Below are 14,994 nucleotides of genomic sequence, written 5' to 3'. Positions count from 1 at the left end.
CGGGGTCAGCTCGTTCGCGAGCCGCCCGGACCGACCAGCCACCGCGCGGCGGAGGCCACGTCCGGGTGCGCGAACTCGAAGCCGTCAGCGACGAGCGTCTCGGGGCGCATGCGCTGGGAGGCGAGGACGTCGGCAGCGAACTCGCCGAGCACGGCGCGCAGCGCGAGGCCCGGCACCGGGAGCCCGAACGGCCGGCGGAGCTCGTGCGCGAGGGCAGCGAGCACCTCGCGCTGGCGCGCCTCGCCGGGCGCCGCGAGGTTGATCGGGCCGACCCGCGCGGAGCCTGCGAGATGGAGCTGGGCCCGGACGTGGTCCTCCAGCGTGATCCACGGCCACCACTGCTGCCCGCCGCCGAGCGGCCCGCCCAGGCCGGCCCTGAGCAGGGGCAGCATCCGGCCGAGCGCGCCGCCGCGGGGGGCCAGCACGATCCCGGTGCGCAGGAACGCGGTCGGCACCCCGGCCTTGACGGCGGGCGCCGCCGCGGCCTCCCAGGCGGCCGACAGGTCGGCCGTGAACCCGCGTCCGGCGGGGGAGTCCTCCGTGAGGACCTCCTCACCGCGGTCCCCGTACCAGCCGACCGCGCTGCCCTGCAGGTAGCGCACCCCCGGGGCCGTCCGACCGGCCTCGAGGGCGCGGGCGAGCGTCGTCGCCAGCAGCGAGGTGCTCGACGTGCGGGACAGCAGGGCCGTGCCCTTGTAGGCCTCGGTCCACCGTTTGTCGCCGAGCCCCGCCCCCGCGAGATTGACGACGAGGTCCGCGCCGTCCAGCGCCGCCACATCCAGGAGGGCGTTCGCCGGGTCCCACGTGGCGTCGTCCCGTCCGGCGCGTCCCGACGACGGCCGCAGCAGCCGACGTACCCGCCAGCCGCGCCGGTCCAGCGCATCGACGAGGGCGCTCCCCACGAGCCCGGACGAACCGGCGACGACGGCGAGCCGGCCGTCCTGGTCCTCCCGGCGGGTGGTCACGTCAGCCCAGCCGCGCGAGCAGGGAGGATGCCTCCTGGCGGGAGCTGCCCTCCTCGGTGAGGTGGCGGAGCTGCTCGGGGACCTCCTCGCCGCGGCTCGTCATCGCCTGGCCCCACAGGCGCCCGGCCCGGTAGCTCGAGCGGACCAGCGGTCCGGCCATGACGCCGAGGTAGCCCAGCTCGGTGGCGATGTCGGACAGCTCGACGAACTCCTGCGGCTTGACCCAGCGGTCGACCGGGTGGTGCCGCAGGGAGGGCCGCATGTACTGGTTGATGGTGATGAGGTCGGTGCCTGCCTCGCGGATGAGGCGCAGGGCCTCGACGACCTCGTCGAACGTCTCACCCATGCCGAGCATGATGTTGGACTTGGTGACGAAGCCGTCGTCGCGTGCGGCGCGCAGGACCGAGAGCGAGCGGTCGTAGCGGAAGCCGGGACGGATGCGCCGGAAGATGCGCGGCACGGTCTCGACGTTGTGCGCGAGCACCTCCGGGCGCGAGGAGAAGACCTCGGCGAGCTGGTCGGGGTCCGCGTCGAAGTCGGGGATGAGCAGCTCGACGCCGGTGCCCGGGTTGAGACGGTGGATCTGCCGCACGGTCTCGGCGTAGAGCCAGGCGCCGCCGTCGTCGAGGTCGTCGCGGGCCACGCCGGTGATAGTCGAGTACCTCAGGCCCATCCGGCGCACCGAGCTCGCCACCTTGAGCGGCTCCGCGCGGTCGAACAGGGCCGGCTTGCCGGTGTCGATCTGGCAGAAGTCGCAGCGGCGCGTGCACTGGGACCCGCCGATGAGGAACGTCGCCTCGCGGTCCTCCCAGCACTCGTAGATGTTGGGGCAGCCCGCCTCCTCGCAGACCGTGTTGAGTCCTTGGCCGTGCACGAGGTCCTTGAGCTCGTTGTACTCCGGTCCCATCGTCGCGCGCGTCTTGATCCACGCCGGCTTCGCACCGATGGGCGTCTCGGCGTTGCGCTTCTCGACGCGCAGCATCTTGCGCTCGCCCGGCGCGGTCCTTCGCGGGCGCACCGGCGGGGCCGAGGCGGCCGGGGCCGGCTGGGCGTCGACCTTCGCGTCGCCGTGCCCGCCGCAGCCGCACGACCCGCCGCCCCCGCAGCCGCACGAGCCGCCACCCGAGCCGCACGGGCCCCCGGTGGCGCCGACGGCCTGCAGGCCGAGGTCGACCTTGACGTACTCCCCGTTCCCGCCGGACCGGGACGCGGCCGGGGCCGGTGCGGGCGGGGCGGTGACGGCGTCGGCCGCGACGTCGGGCAGGGTGTGGGCGGCCGTCATCGGCAGCAGGTGCCGGACGAGCGCACGTTCCACGACGTCGGCGACCTCGGCGAGGGTCAACGACCGGCCGAGGGCCTCGCTCAGCGAGGTGACGCCGGCGTCCGGGATGCCGCAGGGGACGATCCGGTCGTAGGAGGTGAGATCGGGGGCGACGTTGAGGGCGATGCCGTGCATCGTCGTGGCCCGGGCCACGCGCACGCCGATCGCACAGATCTTCGCGTCGACGCCACCGTCCGTGCCCGGCACCCACACGCCGGTGCGGCCCGGCACGCGCGTGGTGCTCAGCCCGAGCTCGGCGCACGCCTCGACGACGGCGTCCTCGAGGGCCCGCACGTAGGCCACGACGTCGACGGGCTCGGCGAGGCGGACGATCGGGTAGACGACGAGCTGGCCGGGCCCGTGCCAGGTGATGCGGCCCCCGCGGTCGACGTCGACGACCGGGGTGCCGTCGGTGGGCCGGTCCGACCGAGCCGTGCGCCGGCCGGCGGTGTAGACGGGGGCGTGCTCGAGCAGGAGCAGCGTGTCGCGGGACTCGCCCGCTGCGACCCGGGCGTGCACCTCGCGCTGCAGGTCCCACGCCGTGCCGTAGTCGGTCAGGGTGGTGCCGAGATCGAGCCTGCGCAGATCCATACCCTCGATGCTAACCGTGCGGCGAAGCTCCGCGTCCACCTGGACAGACCGTGGCCGCAGGGCGGACGACGGCGGGCCCCGTCACCCCCTGCGCAGGGGTGACGGGGCCCGCCGGTGCTGCCGGTGTCAGAGACCGAGGTCGCCCTCGAAGGAGCCCTCCTCGAGGCGTGCCTTCATGGTCTGGAGGAACCGGGCGGCGTCGGCGCCGTCGACCAGCTGGTGGTCGTAGCTGATCGCCAGGTACATCATCGAGCGGATGGCGATCGCCTCGTTGCCGTCGGTGTCCTTCACGACCACGGGGCGGCGCGTGATGGTCCCCGTGCCGAGGATGGCGACGCCGGGCTGGTTGACGATCGGCGTGTCGAACAGCGCGCCGCCGGAGCCGGTGTTGGTGACCGTGAAGGTCGCTCCGCTCACGTCGTCCGGTGTGACCTTGCCGGTGCGGGCCCGGTCGGCCTGCTCGGCGATGCGCTTGGCGATGCCGCCGAGCGTGAGGTCGCCGGCGTCCTTGACGACCGTGACCATGAGGCCCTTCTCGGTGTCCACCGCGATGCCGACGTTCTCCACGTCGTGGTAGATCACGTTCTCGCCGTCGATCTGCGCGTTGAGCTTCGGGTGCGCCTTGAGCGCCTCCGTCGCGGACTTGACGAGGAACGGCAGGTACGTGAGCTTGACGCCCTCGTTGGCCTGGAACGTCGACTTCGCCCGCGTGCGCAGGTCGGCGATGCGGGTGAGGTCCACCTCGACGACCGTCGTCAGCTGCGCGGTCGTCTGCATCGACTCCATCATCCGCTTGGCGATGACCTTGCGGGTGCGGGACATCTTCTCCGTGGTGCCGCGCAGGGTCGACGCCGGCGGGACCGTCGTCGGGGCCTTGGCGGCGGGCGCACCGGCCGGAGCGGCGGACGCGGCCGCGGGTGCCTTGGCCGCCTCGGCGGCGGCCTCGACGTCCTGCTTGCGGATGCGGCCGCCGACGCCGGACCCGGAGACCGTGTCGAGGTCGACGCCGAGGTCGCGGGCGAGCTTGCGCACCAGCGGCGTCACGTAGGAGGTCGCGCCGGCGGCGTCCGCGGGCGGGGCTGGCTTCTCCGTCGGGGGCTCGGGCTTGTCCTCCGGCGGGGCCGGGGGAGCGGCCTTCTCCTTCGGGGGCTCCGGCTTGTCCTCCGGCGGGGCCGGCGGAGCGGCCTTCTCCTTCGGGGGCTCGGGCTCGTCCTCCGGCTGCTCGGCGGGCTTGTCCTCGGCCGGCTTCGACGGTGCCGGGGCGGCCTCCTCGGCCGGCGCGGCGGCGGACGAGTCGGCGTCGCCTCCGATGATCGCGAGCACGGCCCCGACCTCGACCGTCTCGTCCTCGCCGACCTTGATGTCGGTGAGCGTGCCCGAGAACGGGGACGGGACCTCGGTGTCGACCTTGTCGGTGGAGACCTCGAGCAGGGGCTCGTCGACGGCGACCTCGTCCCCGACGGCCTTGAGCCACTGGGTGACGGTTCCCTCGCTGACCGACTCGCCCAGCGCGGGCATCGTCACCTCCTGGCCCCCACCACCACCGGTGGACGCGGACGCCGGAGCGGACTCCGAGGCCTCCTCGGCCTCCTGCTCGGCGGGCGCCTCCTCAGCGGGCTCCTCGGCAGGCTCCTCGGACTCCGGCTCGGCAGGCTCCTCAGCCTCGGCGGGGGCCTCGTCGGTCTCGGCGGGGGCCTCGTCGGCGGGTGCGTCGTCCGACCCGCCGCCGGAGCCGTCGCCGATCATCACGAGGTCGGTCCCGACCTCGACGGTCTCGTCCTCCTCGACGAGGATCTTCTCGATCGTGCCGGCCACGGGGGAGGGCACCTCGGTGTCGACCTTGTCGGTGGAGACCTCGAGCAGCGGCTCGTCGACCTCGACGGTGTCCCCGACGGCCTTGAGCCACTGGGTGACCGTTCCCTCGCTGACCGACTCGCCCAGGGCGGGCATCTTCACGGCTTCAGACATGATGTGTGCTTTCTCCTAGGGCGCGGGCTCAGTTGTGCGAGTGGAGCGGCTTGCCGGCCAGCGCGAGCGCTGCCTCGCCGACCGCCTCGTTCTGGGTGGGGTGGGCGTGCACGAGCGCGGCGACGTCCTCCGGGTAGGCCTCCCAGTTGACCATGAGCTGGCCCTCGGCGACGAGCTCACCGACCCGGGTGCCGACCGCGTGGTAGCCGACGATCGGCCCGTCCTTCTCGCGGACCAGCTTGATGAACCCGGTGGTGCGCAGGATCTGTGACTTGCCGTTGCCCGCGAGGTTGAACTCGACGATCTCGACGTTGTCCTTGCCGTAGGTCTCCTCGGCCTGCGGCTGGGTGAGCCCCACGGAGGCGACCTCCGGCTCGCAGTAGGTGACCTTGGGGATGCCCGCCTCGTCGATGACGACCGGGTCGAGCCCGGCGATCTCCTCGGCCACGAAGATGCCCTGCTGGAATCCGCGGTGGGCCAGCTGCAGACCGGGGACGATGTCGCCGACGGCGTACACGTTCGGCAGGTTCGTGGCGAGGCGCTCGTTCGTGAGGACGAAACCACGGTCCATCTCCACGCCCTGCTCCTCGTAGCCGAGGTTCGAGGTGGCCGGGCCGCGGCCGACGGCGACGAGCAGGTAGTCGGCCTCGATCGACTTCCCGTCCTCGGTGGTCACCGTGACGCCGGAGTCGGTCTGCGTGACGCCGGAGAAGCGGGCGCCGGTGTGGAACGCGATCTTGCGCTTGCGGAAGGCGCGCTCGAGGGCCTTGGAGACCGCGGGGTCCTCGTTGGGCACGAGGTTGGGCAGCCCCTCGATGATGGTGACGTCCGCGCCGAACGACTTCCAGACCGACGCGAACTCGACGCCGATGACGCCGCCGCCGAGGACGACCACCGAGCTCGGCACGTGGTCGAGCGTGAGGGCCTGCTCGGAGGTGATGACGCGGCCGCCGAGCTCCAGGCCCGGGAGGGACTTCGAGTACGAGCCCGAGGCGAGGATGACGTTGCGGCCGACCAGGCGACGCCCGTCGACCTCGACGGTGTTGGGCGCGACCAGCGTGCCCCAGCCGGTGACGTACTCGATCGACGACGCCGAGACCAGGCCCTGCAGGCCCTTGTAGAGCTTCCCGACGACCCCGTCCCGGTAGCCGTTGACGCCGGGCATGTCGATGCCCTCGAAGGAGGCCTTCACGCCCACGTGCTCGGAGCCGTGGATCTCGTCCGCGACCTCCGCCGCGTGGAGCAGCGCCTTGGTCGGGATGCAGCCGCGGTGCAGGCAGGTGCCCCCGAGCTTGTCCGCCTCGACGAGCGCGACGCTCAGCCCCAGCTGCGCCCCGCGCAGGGCTGCGGCGTAACCGCCGCTGCCCGCTCCGAGGATGACGATGTCGTACTCCTGGTCTGCCACGTGCCTCTCCTTGCCGCAGGCTCGGCGGTCCACCTGACGGGACCGCCATGTCAACAGGTCCAACCGTAGTCGCCCGGCGCGGCCCGCCTCGCACGCGGGAGCCGGGCCTCGGGGCGCCTTCGGGTCGATCGTGTCACGGAGCGGGCCCCCGACGCTCGGCGAGGGCCCGCTGCGTCGGAGTCAGGCGGCCGAGCGGGCCTCGAGGTAGGACAGCATCGTGCGCACCCCGTACCCCGTACCGCCCACGTGCGTGTAGCCGTACGCGGCGGCGGAGTTGTAGCTGGGGCCCGCGATGTCGATGTGCGCCCACGGGGTCTCGCCGACGAACTGCTGGAGGAACACGCCCGCGGTGAGCATGCCCCCGGCGCGCTCGCCGGAGTTCTTGAGGTCGGCGACCGGGGACTTCAGCCCGTCCAGCTGCTCCGGCGGCAGGGGCATCGCCCAGGCGTCCTCGCCGGCCGCCCGGGCCGCGGCGACGACCTGCTCGCGCGCGGCGTCGGTCCCCATGACCCCCGCGGTGCGGTCGCCGAGCGCGACGACCTGGGCGCCGGTGAGCGTGGCGATGTCGAGCACCGCGTCCGGGGAGGCCGCCACGGCGTCAACGAGGGCGTCGGCCAGCACGAGACGGCCCTCGGCGTCGGTGTTCGTCACCTCGACCGTCGTCCCGTCGCGCTGGGTGAGCACGTCGGAGGGACGCTGCGCGGTACCGCTCGGCATGTTCTCGGCGAGCGGCAGGTAGCCGGTGACGGCGACGGGCAGCCCGAGCTCGGCGGCAGCCAGCACCGTGTGCAGCACCGCGGCCGCCCCGGCCATGTCGGACTTCATCGTCTCCATCGACTTCGGCGGCTTGAGCGACAGACCGCCGGAGTCGAAGGTGATGCCCTTGCCCACCAGCGCGTAGCGGCCCTTCGGACGCCTCGGCGAGTACGTGAGGGTGACGAGGCGCGGCCCGCGGGGCGACCCCTTGCCGACGCCGACCAGGCCGCCGTAGCCGCCCGCCTCGAGCGCGGCCTCGTCGAGGACCTGGACCTTGATCGAGGTCTTCCTCGCGAGCTCCTTGGCGCGGTCCGCGAACGAGGCCGGGAACAGCTCGCCCGGCGAGGCGTTGACGAGCTCGCGGGTGGCGTTGACGTGGGCGGCGACCACGCCGGCGCGGGACACGGCGGCGTCGACCTCCTTGCCCTTGCCCGCGACGAGCGTCAGGCGGGCCACCGGGGCCTCCGGCTCAGAGCGGTACGAACCGACGGCGAACGCCCCCAGCAGCGCCCCCTCGGCGACGGCGCCCGCGCGGGACGGCTCGTCGGCGGGCAGGGCGAGCACGGCGTGCGCGACGCCGGTCAGCGAGCGGGCGGCGGCACCCGCCGCGCGGCGCAGCGCCTCGGCGTCGAGGTCGTCGACCGGACCGACGCCGGTCAGGGCGACCGCGGGCGCCTTCCACGCGTCGGGCGCGGCGACGCGCACGACCTGGTCGGTTCGGCCGGTCACGCCGAGCGCGGCGAGCCGGCCGGTCAGCGCCCCGGCGTGCCTGCCGAGCGCGTCGCCCCCGACGAGGGCGGGTCCGTCGGCGGTGGTGCCGACCCCGACGACGACGACGTCGGCCGTGATCGAGGTCGCGGACTTGTGGCTGAGATCGAGTGTGGTCACCGCCCCAGGGTAGGACGCCGATGCGCCCCCGGTGACGTGGCGCCTACGCTGCGCGCGTGCCCCTGCCCGACCCGTACCCCGCGGCCTACCGCCACCTCATCTCCCGCATCGACGCCGAGGACGCCCACGTCGCCGCGGTGCGGGCGATCGGACTCGCCGGTCGCCTCGAGCCCGCCCGACGACTGCTCGCTGCGACGCTCGGGCGCCGGCCCGCGGTCCCGGTCGCCCCGGCACCGCACGGCCCGCTCGCGCGCCAGGTCCCCTCCGTCGTGGGACTGGCCGCCGGCATGGACAAGGACGGTCGCGCGGTGCTCGGCCTCGACGCGCTCGGCTTCGGCTTCGTCGAGGTCGGCACCGTCACCGCGCACCCGCAGCCGGGCAACCCGCGGCCCCGCGCCTGGCGCCACCCCGAGCTGCACGCGCTGCGCAACGCCATGGGCTTCAACAACCTCGGGGCCGACGCGCTCGCCGCCCGGCTGCGCGAGCTGCGGTCGACCCGCCGGGGGCGTGGCGTCGTCGTCGGGGTGAACATCGGCAAGTCCAAGGTGGTGCCCGTCGACGACGCGGCCCACGACTACGAGCGCTCCGCCCGGGTGCTCGCGCGCTGGGCCGACTACCTGGTCGTCAACGTGTCCTCGCCGAACACGCCGGGCCTGCGGAGCCTGCAGTCCGTCGAGCAGCTGCGCCCGATCCTGCGCGGCGTCCGGGCGGTGGCCGACGACGCGGCGGACCGGCGGGTGCCGCTCCTGGTGAAGATCGCCCCCGACCTCGCGGACCAGGACGTCGACGCCGTCGCCGACCTCGCCGGGGACCTCGACCTCGCGGGCGTCTCGGCCACGAACACCACCATCGACCACGACCTCGGCCCCGGCGGGCTGTCGGGAGCGCCGCTCACGCTCCGGTCGCGCGCGGTCGTCGCGCGGCTGCGCGACCGCCTGGGACCGGGGCCCACGATCATCGGCACGGGCGGCATCGGCTCGGTCGACGACGCCCGCGCGATGCTCGGCGCCGGGGCGGACCTCATCCAGGTCTACTCCGCGTTCGTCGAGCAGGGACCGCTGCTGCCGGGACGGCTCTCCCGACTCGTATGACCGGGGTCCTCAACGCCTTCGGCACGATCGGCGTCATCATCGGCGCGGGCTTCCTGCTCGCGCACCTGCGGATCGTCGACGTCTCCGTCCAGCGTGCGCTGGGCAAGGTCGTGTTCTGGGTGGCGGCCCCTGCACTGCTCGTGGGGGTCGTCGGGGACTCGGACCTTGCCGACATCGTCTCGGTCGGCGCGCTCGCGCAGCTGCTGGCCGTCGTCATCGGCATGGCCCTCGTGGCGGTTCCTGCACGGCTCGTGTGGGGTCACGGCCTCGTGGGCACCACCGTGGCCTCCTCGCTCGTGGGGTTCGTCAACGCCCTCAACCTCGGGCTCCCGCTCGCGATCCTCGCGCTCGGTGACGCGTCCGCGATCGTGCCGATGGTGCTGATCCAGCTGCTGTTCGTGCAGCCGTTGATGATCGCCGTCCTCGAGCGGTCCCGGCCGGGGACCGGGGGAGGTCCGGTGCGTGCGGCGGCGCGCACCCTCGTCCAGCCGCTCCTGCTGGGGACGGCCCTCGGGGTGGTGCTGTCCGCCACCGGCTGGGACCTGCCCACGGTCCTGGCCACCCCGCTCGAGATGATCGGGTCGATGACGATCCCGGCGATCCTCATCGGGTTCGGCGTCTCGCTGCGGCTCGGCCCGTCGATCGGTGCTGGCCGCTGGCGCGAGGTGGCCTGGATCACGGTCGTCAAGCTCGTGGCCATGCCCGCGGTGGCGGTCGGGGTCGCTCTCGCCCTCGGTCTGGACCGCTCGGCCACGCTCGCCGTCGCGGTCGTCAGTGCTCTGCCCTCGGCGCAGAACGTCTTCGTCATCGCCGGCGAGTACGGCCGCGGCGAGGACCTCGCGCGCGACGGGATCGTCGTGACGACCCTGCTCTCGTTCCCGGCGATCGTCGGGATCGCCGCGATCCTGGGCTGAGCCCGCCCGCTACTGCCTGGGCTGCACCGGCCCGCCGCCGATGCGCACCTGCGGCTTGGGCTGGCGCAGGAAGCGCGGGTACATCGAGCGGATGAAGGCGTACCAGACCGTGCCCTTGACGTACCGGTCGCCGTGCTCGGCGACGAGCCGCCGCTTGAGGATGAGCACCGCGATGACGGACGTGATGATCGACAGGACGAGCAGGAGGTACATCGCCATGACGATGGCGGCCTCGTACCCGGGCAGGAACTGCCCGACGACGAGCATCGCGAGCATGATGACGAACGCGCCGGGCAGGAAGATCTGCGAGGGCAGGAAGCGGGAGTCGATCCAGTCGCGCGCGGCGCGGCGCACGGGGCCGCGGTCACGGGCGGGCAGGTAGCGCTCGTCGCCGGTGCGCATCGCCTGCTGCTGGAGCGCGAAGTTCTTGTTGCGCTGCTCCTTGGCGCGCTTGCGGGCCGCCTTGCGGTCGTTGACGACCAGCGGCTGGCGGTTGCGCGCGGCGGCCTCGGCCTTCGTCGGGGTGGGGCGGCCCTTGCGTGGCGTGGCGCCCGGCGCCGACCGCTCGTCCGCGGCCAGGTCGTCGGCGCCCTCGCTGTGCTCGGGTGCCTCGGGGGACGCGTCGGTGCGGCGGACTCTCACCCCAGCAGGATAGTGGACGCCCGCCGGCGCCGGGCCGGGCGGCCCGGTGGCCCGAGGCACAGCTCGGGGCGGGAGGGACGGATCGAGCGGGGAGGGCAGGTCGCAGCTCGAGGAACGGATCGAGCGGGGAGGGCAGGTCGCAGCTCGAGGGACGGATCGAGCGGGGAGGGTACGTCTCTGCTCGAGGCACGGCGCGTGGGGGACCGGCGCTGGGTCGCTAACCTCGAGGGGTGAACATCGACGACCTCATCGCCCGCGCCGAGCAGGACTACCCCCGGGTGCTCGCCGAGCTACAGGAGCTCGTGACCATCCCTTCGGTCTCCAACCCCGCGTTCGACCAGTCGGCCGTGCGCGTGAGCGCCGAGGCGGTGGCGGGCCTGCTGCGCGGTGCCGGGATGCAGGACGTGCGGATCGCCGAGGCGACCACGCCCGGTGGCGCGGTCTCCCGCCCCGCCGTCCTCGGGCACAAGGTGGGCGTCCCCGGGGCACCGACCGTGCTGCTGTACGCGCACCACGACGTGCAGCCCCCCGGCGACGCGGCCGCCTGGTCGACGGAGGACCCGTTCGTCCCCGAGGTCCGCGGCGACCGCCTCTACGGCCGGGGCGCGGCCGACGACAAGGCAGGGATCATGGCCCACGTCGGGGCGCTGCGGATCCTCGGCGACGACCTGCCGGTCAACGTCACCGTGTTCGTCGAGGGCGAGGAGGAGATCGGCTCCCCGACCTTCCGTGACTTCCTCGAGCAGCACCGCGACGCGCTCGCCGCCGACGTCATCGCCGTGGCCGACTCGTCGAACTGGGCGATCGGTACACCGGCGCTGACGACCAGCCTGCGCGGCGTCGTCCAGGTCGAGGTCGAGGTCCGCGTGGCGCACCACGCGGTCCACTCCGGTCTCTTCGGCGGACCGTCGCTCGACGCCGTCACCTCCCTGGCCCGCCTGATCGCCACGCTCCACGACGACGACGGCAACGTCGCCGTCACCGGGCTGCAGACCTCGGACGCGGAGCTCGTCGACTACCCGGAGGCGGACTTCCGGGCCTCGTCCGGCATGCTCGACGAGGTGCGGCTCGCCGGCTCAGGACCGCTCGCCGGCCGGCTGTGGAACATGCCGGCGATCGCCGTCATCGGCCTCGACGCCACGCCCGTCGCGACGTCGTCGAACACCCTCATCCCGGCGGCGCGCGCCGCGATCTCGTTGCGGGTGGCACCCGGTCAGGCCCCCGCCGAGGCGGCCCGCGCCCTCACCGACCACCTGCAGTCCCACGCCACGCTCGGCGCTCAGGTGACGACGACCGTGGTGGAGGCGGGACCCGGGTTCGACGGCGCGGGCGACGGCCCGGCGCTGCAGGCCGCCGAGTGGGCGCTCGCCCGCGCCTGGGGTACCCGTCCCGTCCACCAGGGCATGGGTGGGTCGATCCCCTTCATCGCCGACCTCAAGGAGGTCTTCCCGCAGGCGCAGATCCTCGTCACCGGCGTGGAGGACCCGCAGTCCCGCGCCCACTCGGAGGACGAGTCGCTGCACGTGGGCGAGCACGCGCGGGCGGTCCTCGCCGAGGCGCTCCTGCTCGCGCGGCTCGGCGGGGTCGTCTAGCCGTGCGGGTGCTGCTCGCCGTCGACCGGGTCGGGGCGCTGCCGGCCGTGCAGGTGGCGGCCGCGCTGACGCAGGGCTGGGCGGCGGAGCGCCCGGACGACGAGCTCGAGGAGCTGGCCCTGTCCGACGGCTCCGCCGGTGTCCTGGACGTGCTGCCGCCGGGTGGGCGGGAGATCGTCGTGGTTCCGGGCCCCCTCGGCGAGCCCGTCCCCGCGAGCCTGGTCCGTGCCGGGCGGACCGTCTGGATCGACGCCGACGACGTCCTCGGCGCCCGCCTCGCCCCCGGCCGGGTCGCGGAGTGCCTGGAGGAGGGGACGAGCGCGGGGCTCGGGGCACTGCTCGCGCACGCCGCACACTCGGGAGCGGGCCGGGTCGTCGTCGGGCTCGGCGTGGCCGGGGTGCACGACGCCGGTGCCGGGCTGCTCACCGAGCTCGGCGGCGGCCCTGACGACGTGCCGCGGGCGGCCGAGCGGCTCGAGGGGCTCGACGTCGTCCTCGCCCTCGCCGTGGACGAGCCCCTGACCGGACTGCACGGCACAGGAGCGCAGCTGGCCGAGCGGCACGGCATCGATCCCGCCCGGGCGCAGGAGCTCGACGGACGCACCGGTCGCACGGCCGACCGCATCCTCCGGTCCGCCGGTGATCGTCGCGGGCGCACCGCCCTGCCGCTGCTCGGGCACGGCCATGCGGGCCACGAACACGCGGGCGGCGGCCACGCGGGCCACGGGACCACGGGGGAGGGGGCGCCCGCGAGCCGGCTGACCACGCGCACAGACGGAGGCGGCGCGGGCGGGGGCACCGCGCTCGCGCTCCTCGCTCTCGGTGCGCGGGCGTTCGACGGCGCCGACGTCGTGGCGAGCGAGCTCGGCCTCGGCGTGGCGCTCGACCGGCTGGCGGGCGTCGGTCTCGTGGTGACCTCGGCCGGCGAGGTCGGCCCCGACGAGGCTCGGCGGTCGGTCATGGCCACCGTCGGACGCGCCGCCGCGACCCGGGCGCTCCCGGTCGTGGCCGTCGGGCGCACCGTCACGTCCTCGCGTCGGGAGCTCGCGCCTGCCGGCGTGTCCGCGAGCGCCGCCCTGGTCCCGGGCCGGCACCCGGACGAGCCGCCCGCCGCGGACGACCCGGCGGCCCTGCGGTCGGCGCTCGTCGACCGGGGCACCCGCCTTGCTCGGACGTGGTCGCGGCCCTGAGGCCCGCGGCGCGCGGGGGCTGCCGCGCGCGACGTGACGGATCCGCCTCTCCCGGAGGAGGCAGGCGTGGACGTACCCTGGGACCGCGGGAACAGCGCGGGACCGATCCGCGTTGACCCTGCCACGCCCCGGTGGGCCCGGGACGAGAACCTGAGGAAGGACGTGCCATGACGGACACGACGATCGACGCCACCCACGGGGTCATCCTGACCGACGGCGCCGCCGCCAAGGTCAAGAGCCTGCTCGACCAGGAGGGGCGTGACGACCTGCGCCTGCGCGTGGCGGTGCAGCCGGGCGGCTGCTCCGGACTGATCTACCAGCTGCACTTCGACGAGCGCGTCCTCGACGGGGACCTGCTCCGCGACTTCGACGGCGTCGAGGTCGTCGTCGACAAGATGTCGTCCCCCTACCTCGACGGCGCGTCGATCGACTTCGCCGACAGCATCGAGCGCCAGGGCTTCACCATCGACAACCCCAACGCGGGCGGTTCGTGCGCCTGCGGCGACTCCTTCCACTGACACCTGCCACGGCGCGCCGACGCACACGTCGGCGCGCCGTCGTGCTGCCCGGACGACCCCACGCCACCGAACCTGACGGAGACCTTGTGCGCCGACCCACCCGACTCGTGACCGCAGCCCTGCTCGGGGCGTCCCTCGTGCTCGCCGGCTGCACCGGCTCCGACGAGGGCTCCGACGAGTCCGGGTCGGAGCAGGCGAGCGAGGGCGAGTCGGCGACCCCGCCCGGCGAGGACCTGCCGACCGTGAGCACCGAGATCGGCGAGACCCCGGTCGTGGAGTTCCCGGGCAGCGGCGCGCCCGCGACCCTCCAGTCCGAGGTGATCGTCGAGGGCGACGGCGCCGAGGTCGGTCCGGACGACGTCGTCGTCGCGCACTACCAGGGTCAGATCTGGGACGGCGAGGTGTTCGACTCCTCCTACGAGCGGGGCGCGCCCAGCGCGTTCTCCCTCAACCAGGTCGTGCCCGGCTGGAAGGAGGGCCTGACCGGCACCCACGTCGGCGACCGGGTGGTCCTCTCGCTCCCGCCCGAGGACGGCTACGGCGAGCAGGGACAGCCCGGCGCGGGCATCGAGGGTGACGACACGCTGCTCTTCGTCGTCGACGTCGTCGACACGTTCGCCCCCGACGCGCAGGCACAGCCCGACGCGACGCCGGTGGAGCCCGCGCCCGAGCTGCCGGTGACGATCGACGGCGAGCTCGGCGGTCCGGCCACGATCACGGTCGAGGAGGGCGCCGAGGAGCCCACCGAGATGACCGCGCACGTCATCGCCGAGGGCTCGGGGGAGCCCGTCCCGGAGACGCCGGGCAGCACGGTGATCATGCAGTACGCGGCCGCCTCCTGGGACGGCACCACCACCGAGTCCACCTGGGAGCTCGGCTCCGTCATGTCCCAGGCCGTCGGCGCGGGCAGCGTGGCCGACCAGCTCACCGGCGTCCCGGTCGGCTCGCGCGTCGTCGTCCTCGCCCCGGCGCTTGCCGAGCAGGGCGTCCCGGCCTCGGCCTTCGTCTTCGACGTCGTCGGCGCCGTCGAGGGGCCCCCGATCGAGGGGATGCCCGGCGAGTCCGGTTCGGAGTCCGGCTCGGAGTCGGGGTCCGGCGAGAGCCCCACCGAGAGCGCCTCCTGACCCGAGCGACGCGGAGTCGCACGGCCCGT

Annotated in this window: 12 protein-coding genes and 1 pseudogene; 6 read left to right on the top strand and 7 right to left on the bottom strand. The window is 74.3% G+C overall.

Annotated features, from left to right (window positions below; genetic code table 11):
* Positions 1-5: 5 nt before the first annotated feature.
* The 6 genes and pseudogenes from ACZLKG_RS10855 to ACZLKG_RS10830 all read right to left on the bottom strand — a co-directional run bounded on the left by ACZLKG_RS10855 (position 6) and on the right by ACZLKG_RS10830 (position 7,894).
* Complete coding sequence (locus tag ACZLKG_RS10855) at positions 6-965, bottom strand: TIGR01777 family oxidoreductase (RefSeq protein WP_425708905.1); 960 nt, start codon at positions 963-965, stop codon at positions 6-8.
* Between the two features lies 1 nt (position 966).
* Positions 967-1,947 carry a lipoyl synthase gene (locus ACZLKG_RS10850; protein ID WP_425708971.1) on the bottom strand — a complete coding sequence of 327 codons (981 nt, stop codon included), beginning with the start codon at positions 1,945-1,947 and terminating at the stop codon, positions 967-969.
* A 309-nt stretch (positions 1,948-2,256) separates the two neighbouring features.
* Positions 2,257-2,877: pseudogene (gene lipB / locus ACZLKG_RS10845) on the bottom strand (lipoyl(octanoyl) transferase LipB); the annotation flags it as partial.
* Positions 2,878-3,003: 126 nt separating this feature from the next.
* Positions 3,004-4,845: a 2-oxoglutarate dehydrogenase, E2 component, dihydrolipoamide succinyltransferase gene (sucB, locus tag ACZLKG_RS10840; RefSeq protein WP_425708904.1), complete on the bottom strand. Its 1,842-nt coding sequence runs from the start codon at positions 4,843-4,845 to the stop codon at positions 3,004-3,006.
* 28 nt (positions 4,846-4,873) lie between these two features.
* Positions 4,874-6,250, bottom strand: a complete 1,377-nt coding sequence (lpdA, locus tag ACZLKG_RS10835; protein WP_463648726.1) for a dihydrolipoyl dehydrogenase — start codon at positions 6,248-6,250, stop codon at positions 4,874-4,876.
* A gap of 180 nt (positions 6,251-6,430) precedes the next feature.
* Positions 6,431-7,894, bottom strand: a complete 1,464-nt coding sequence (locus tag ACZLKG_RS10830; protein ID WP_425708902.1) for a leucyl aminopeptidase — start codon at positions 7,892-7,894, stop codon at positions 6,431-6,433.
* Between the two features lie 56 nt (positions 7,895-7,950).
* On the opposite strand from ACZLKG_RS10830, the gene ACZLKG_RS10825 reads away from it, so the two are divergent.
* Together ACZLKG_RS10825 and ACZLKG_RS10820 are read left to right on the top strand one after the other, a co-directional pair.
* A complete protein-coding gene (locus tag ACZLKG_RS10825; RefSeq protein ID WP_463648725.1) occupies positions 7,951-8,985 on the top strand; it encodes a quinone-dependent dihydroorotate dehydrogenase in 1,035 nt (344 codons plus the stop codon).
* Positions 8,982-9,899 carry an AEC family transporter gene (locus ACZLKG_RS10820; RefSeq protein WP_425708901.1) on the top strand — a complete coding sequence of 306 codons (918 nt, stop codon included), beginning with the start codon at positions 8,982-8,984 and terminating at the stop codon, positions 9,897-9,899. The genes ACZLKG_RS10825 and ACZLKG_RS10820 overlap by 4 nt, the downstream gene beginning before the upstream one ends.
* A 9-nt stretch (positions 9,900-9,908) precedes the next feature.
* On the opposite strand, the gene ACZLKG_RS10815 is transcribed toward ACZLKG_RS10820, so the two are convergent.
* Positions 9,909-10,541 carry a DUF3043 domain-containing protein gene (locus ACZLKG_RS10815; RefSeq protein ID WP_425708900.1) on the bottom strand — a complete coding sequence of 211 codons (633 nt, stop codon included), beginning with the start codon at positions 10,539-10,541 and terminating at the stop codon, positions 9,909-9,911.
* Between the two features lie 230 nt (positions 10,542-10,771).
* Here ACZLKG_RS10815 and ACZLKG_RS10810 point away from each other — a divergent pair, with 230 nt between their 5' ends.
* From ACZLKG_RS10810 to ACZLKG_RS10795, 4 genes are all read left to right on the top strand, one after another.
* Positions 10,772-12,133 carry a dipeptidase gene (locus ACZLKG_RS10810; RefSeq protein ID WP_425708899.1) on the top strand — a complete coding sequence of 454 codons (1,362 nt, stop codon included), beginning with the start codon at positions 10,772-10,774 and terminating at the stop codon, positions 12,131-12,133.
* A gap of 2 nt (positions 12,134-12,135) precedes the next feature.
* On the top strand, positions 12,136-13,323 hold the full coding sequence (locus tag ACZLKG_RS10805; RefSeq protein WP_425708898.1) for a glycerate kinase: 1,188 nt from the start codon (positions 12,136-12,138) through the stop codon (positions 13,321-13,323).
* Positions 13,324-13,490: 167 nt separating this feature from the next.
* Positions 13,491-13,841: a HesB/IscA family protein gene (locus tag ACZLKG_RS10800; RefSeq protein ID WP_425708897.1), complete on the top strand. Its 351-nt coding sequence runs from the start codon at positions 13,491-13,493 to the stop codon at positions 13,839-13,841.
* An 86-nt stretch (positions 13,842-13,927) separates the two neighbouring features.
* Positions 13,928-14,965 carry an FKBP-type peptidyl-prolyl cis-trans isomerase gene (locus tag ACZLKG_RS10795; RefSeq protein WP_463648724.1) on the top strand — a complete coding sequence of 346 codons (1,038 nt, stop codon included), beginning with the start codon at positions 13,928-13,930 and terminating at the stop codon, positions 14,963-14,965.
* The last annotated feature ends 29 nt before the right edge of the window (positions 14,966-14,994 follow it).

The organism is Georgenia sp. Z2081 (assembly GCF_055326445.1).
Note: the sequence above shows the minus strand (reverse complement) of the source record. Positions and strands in the feature narration are given on the sequence as shown.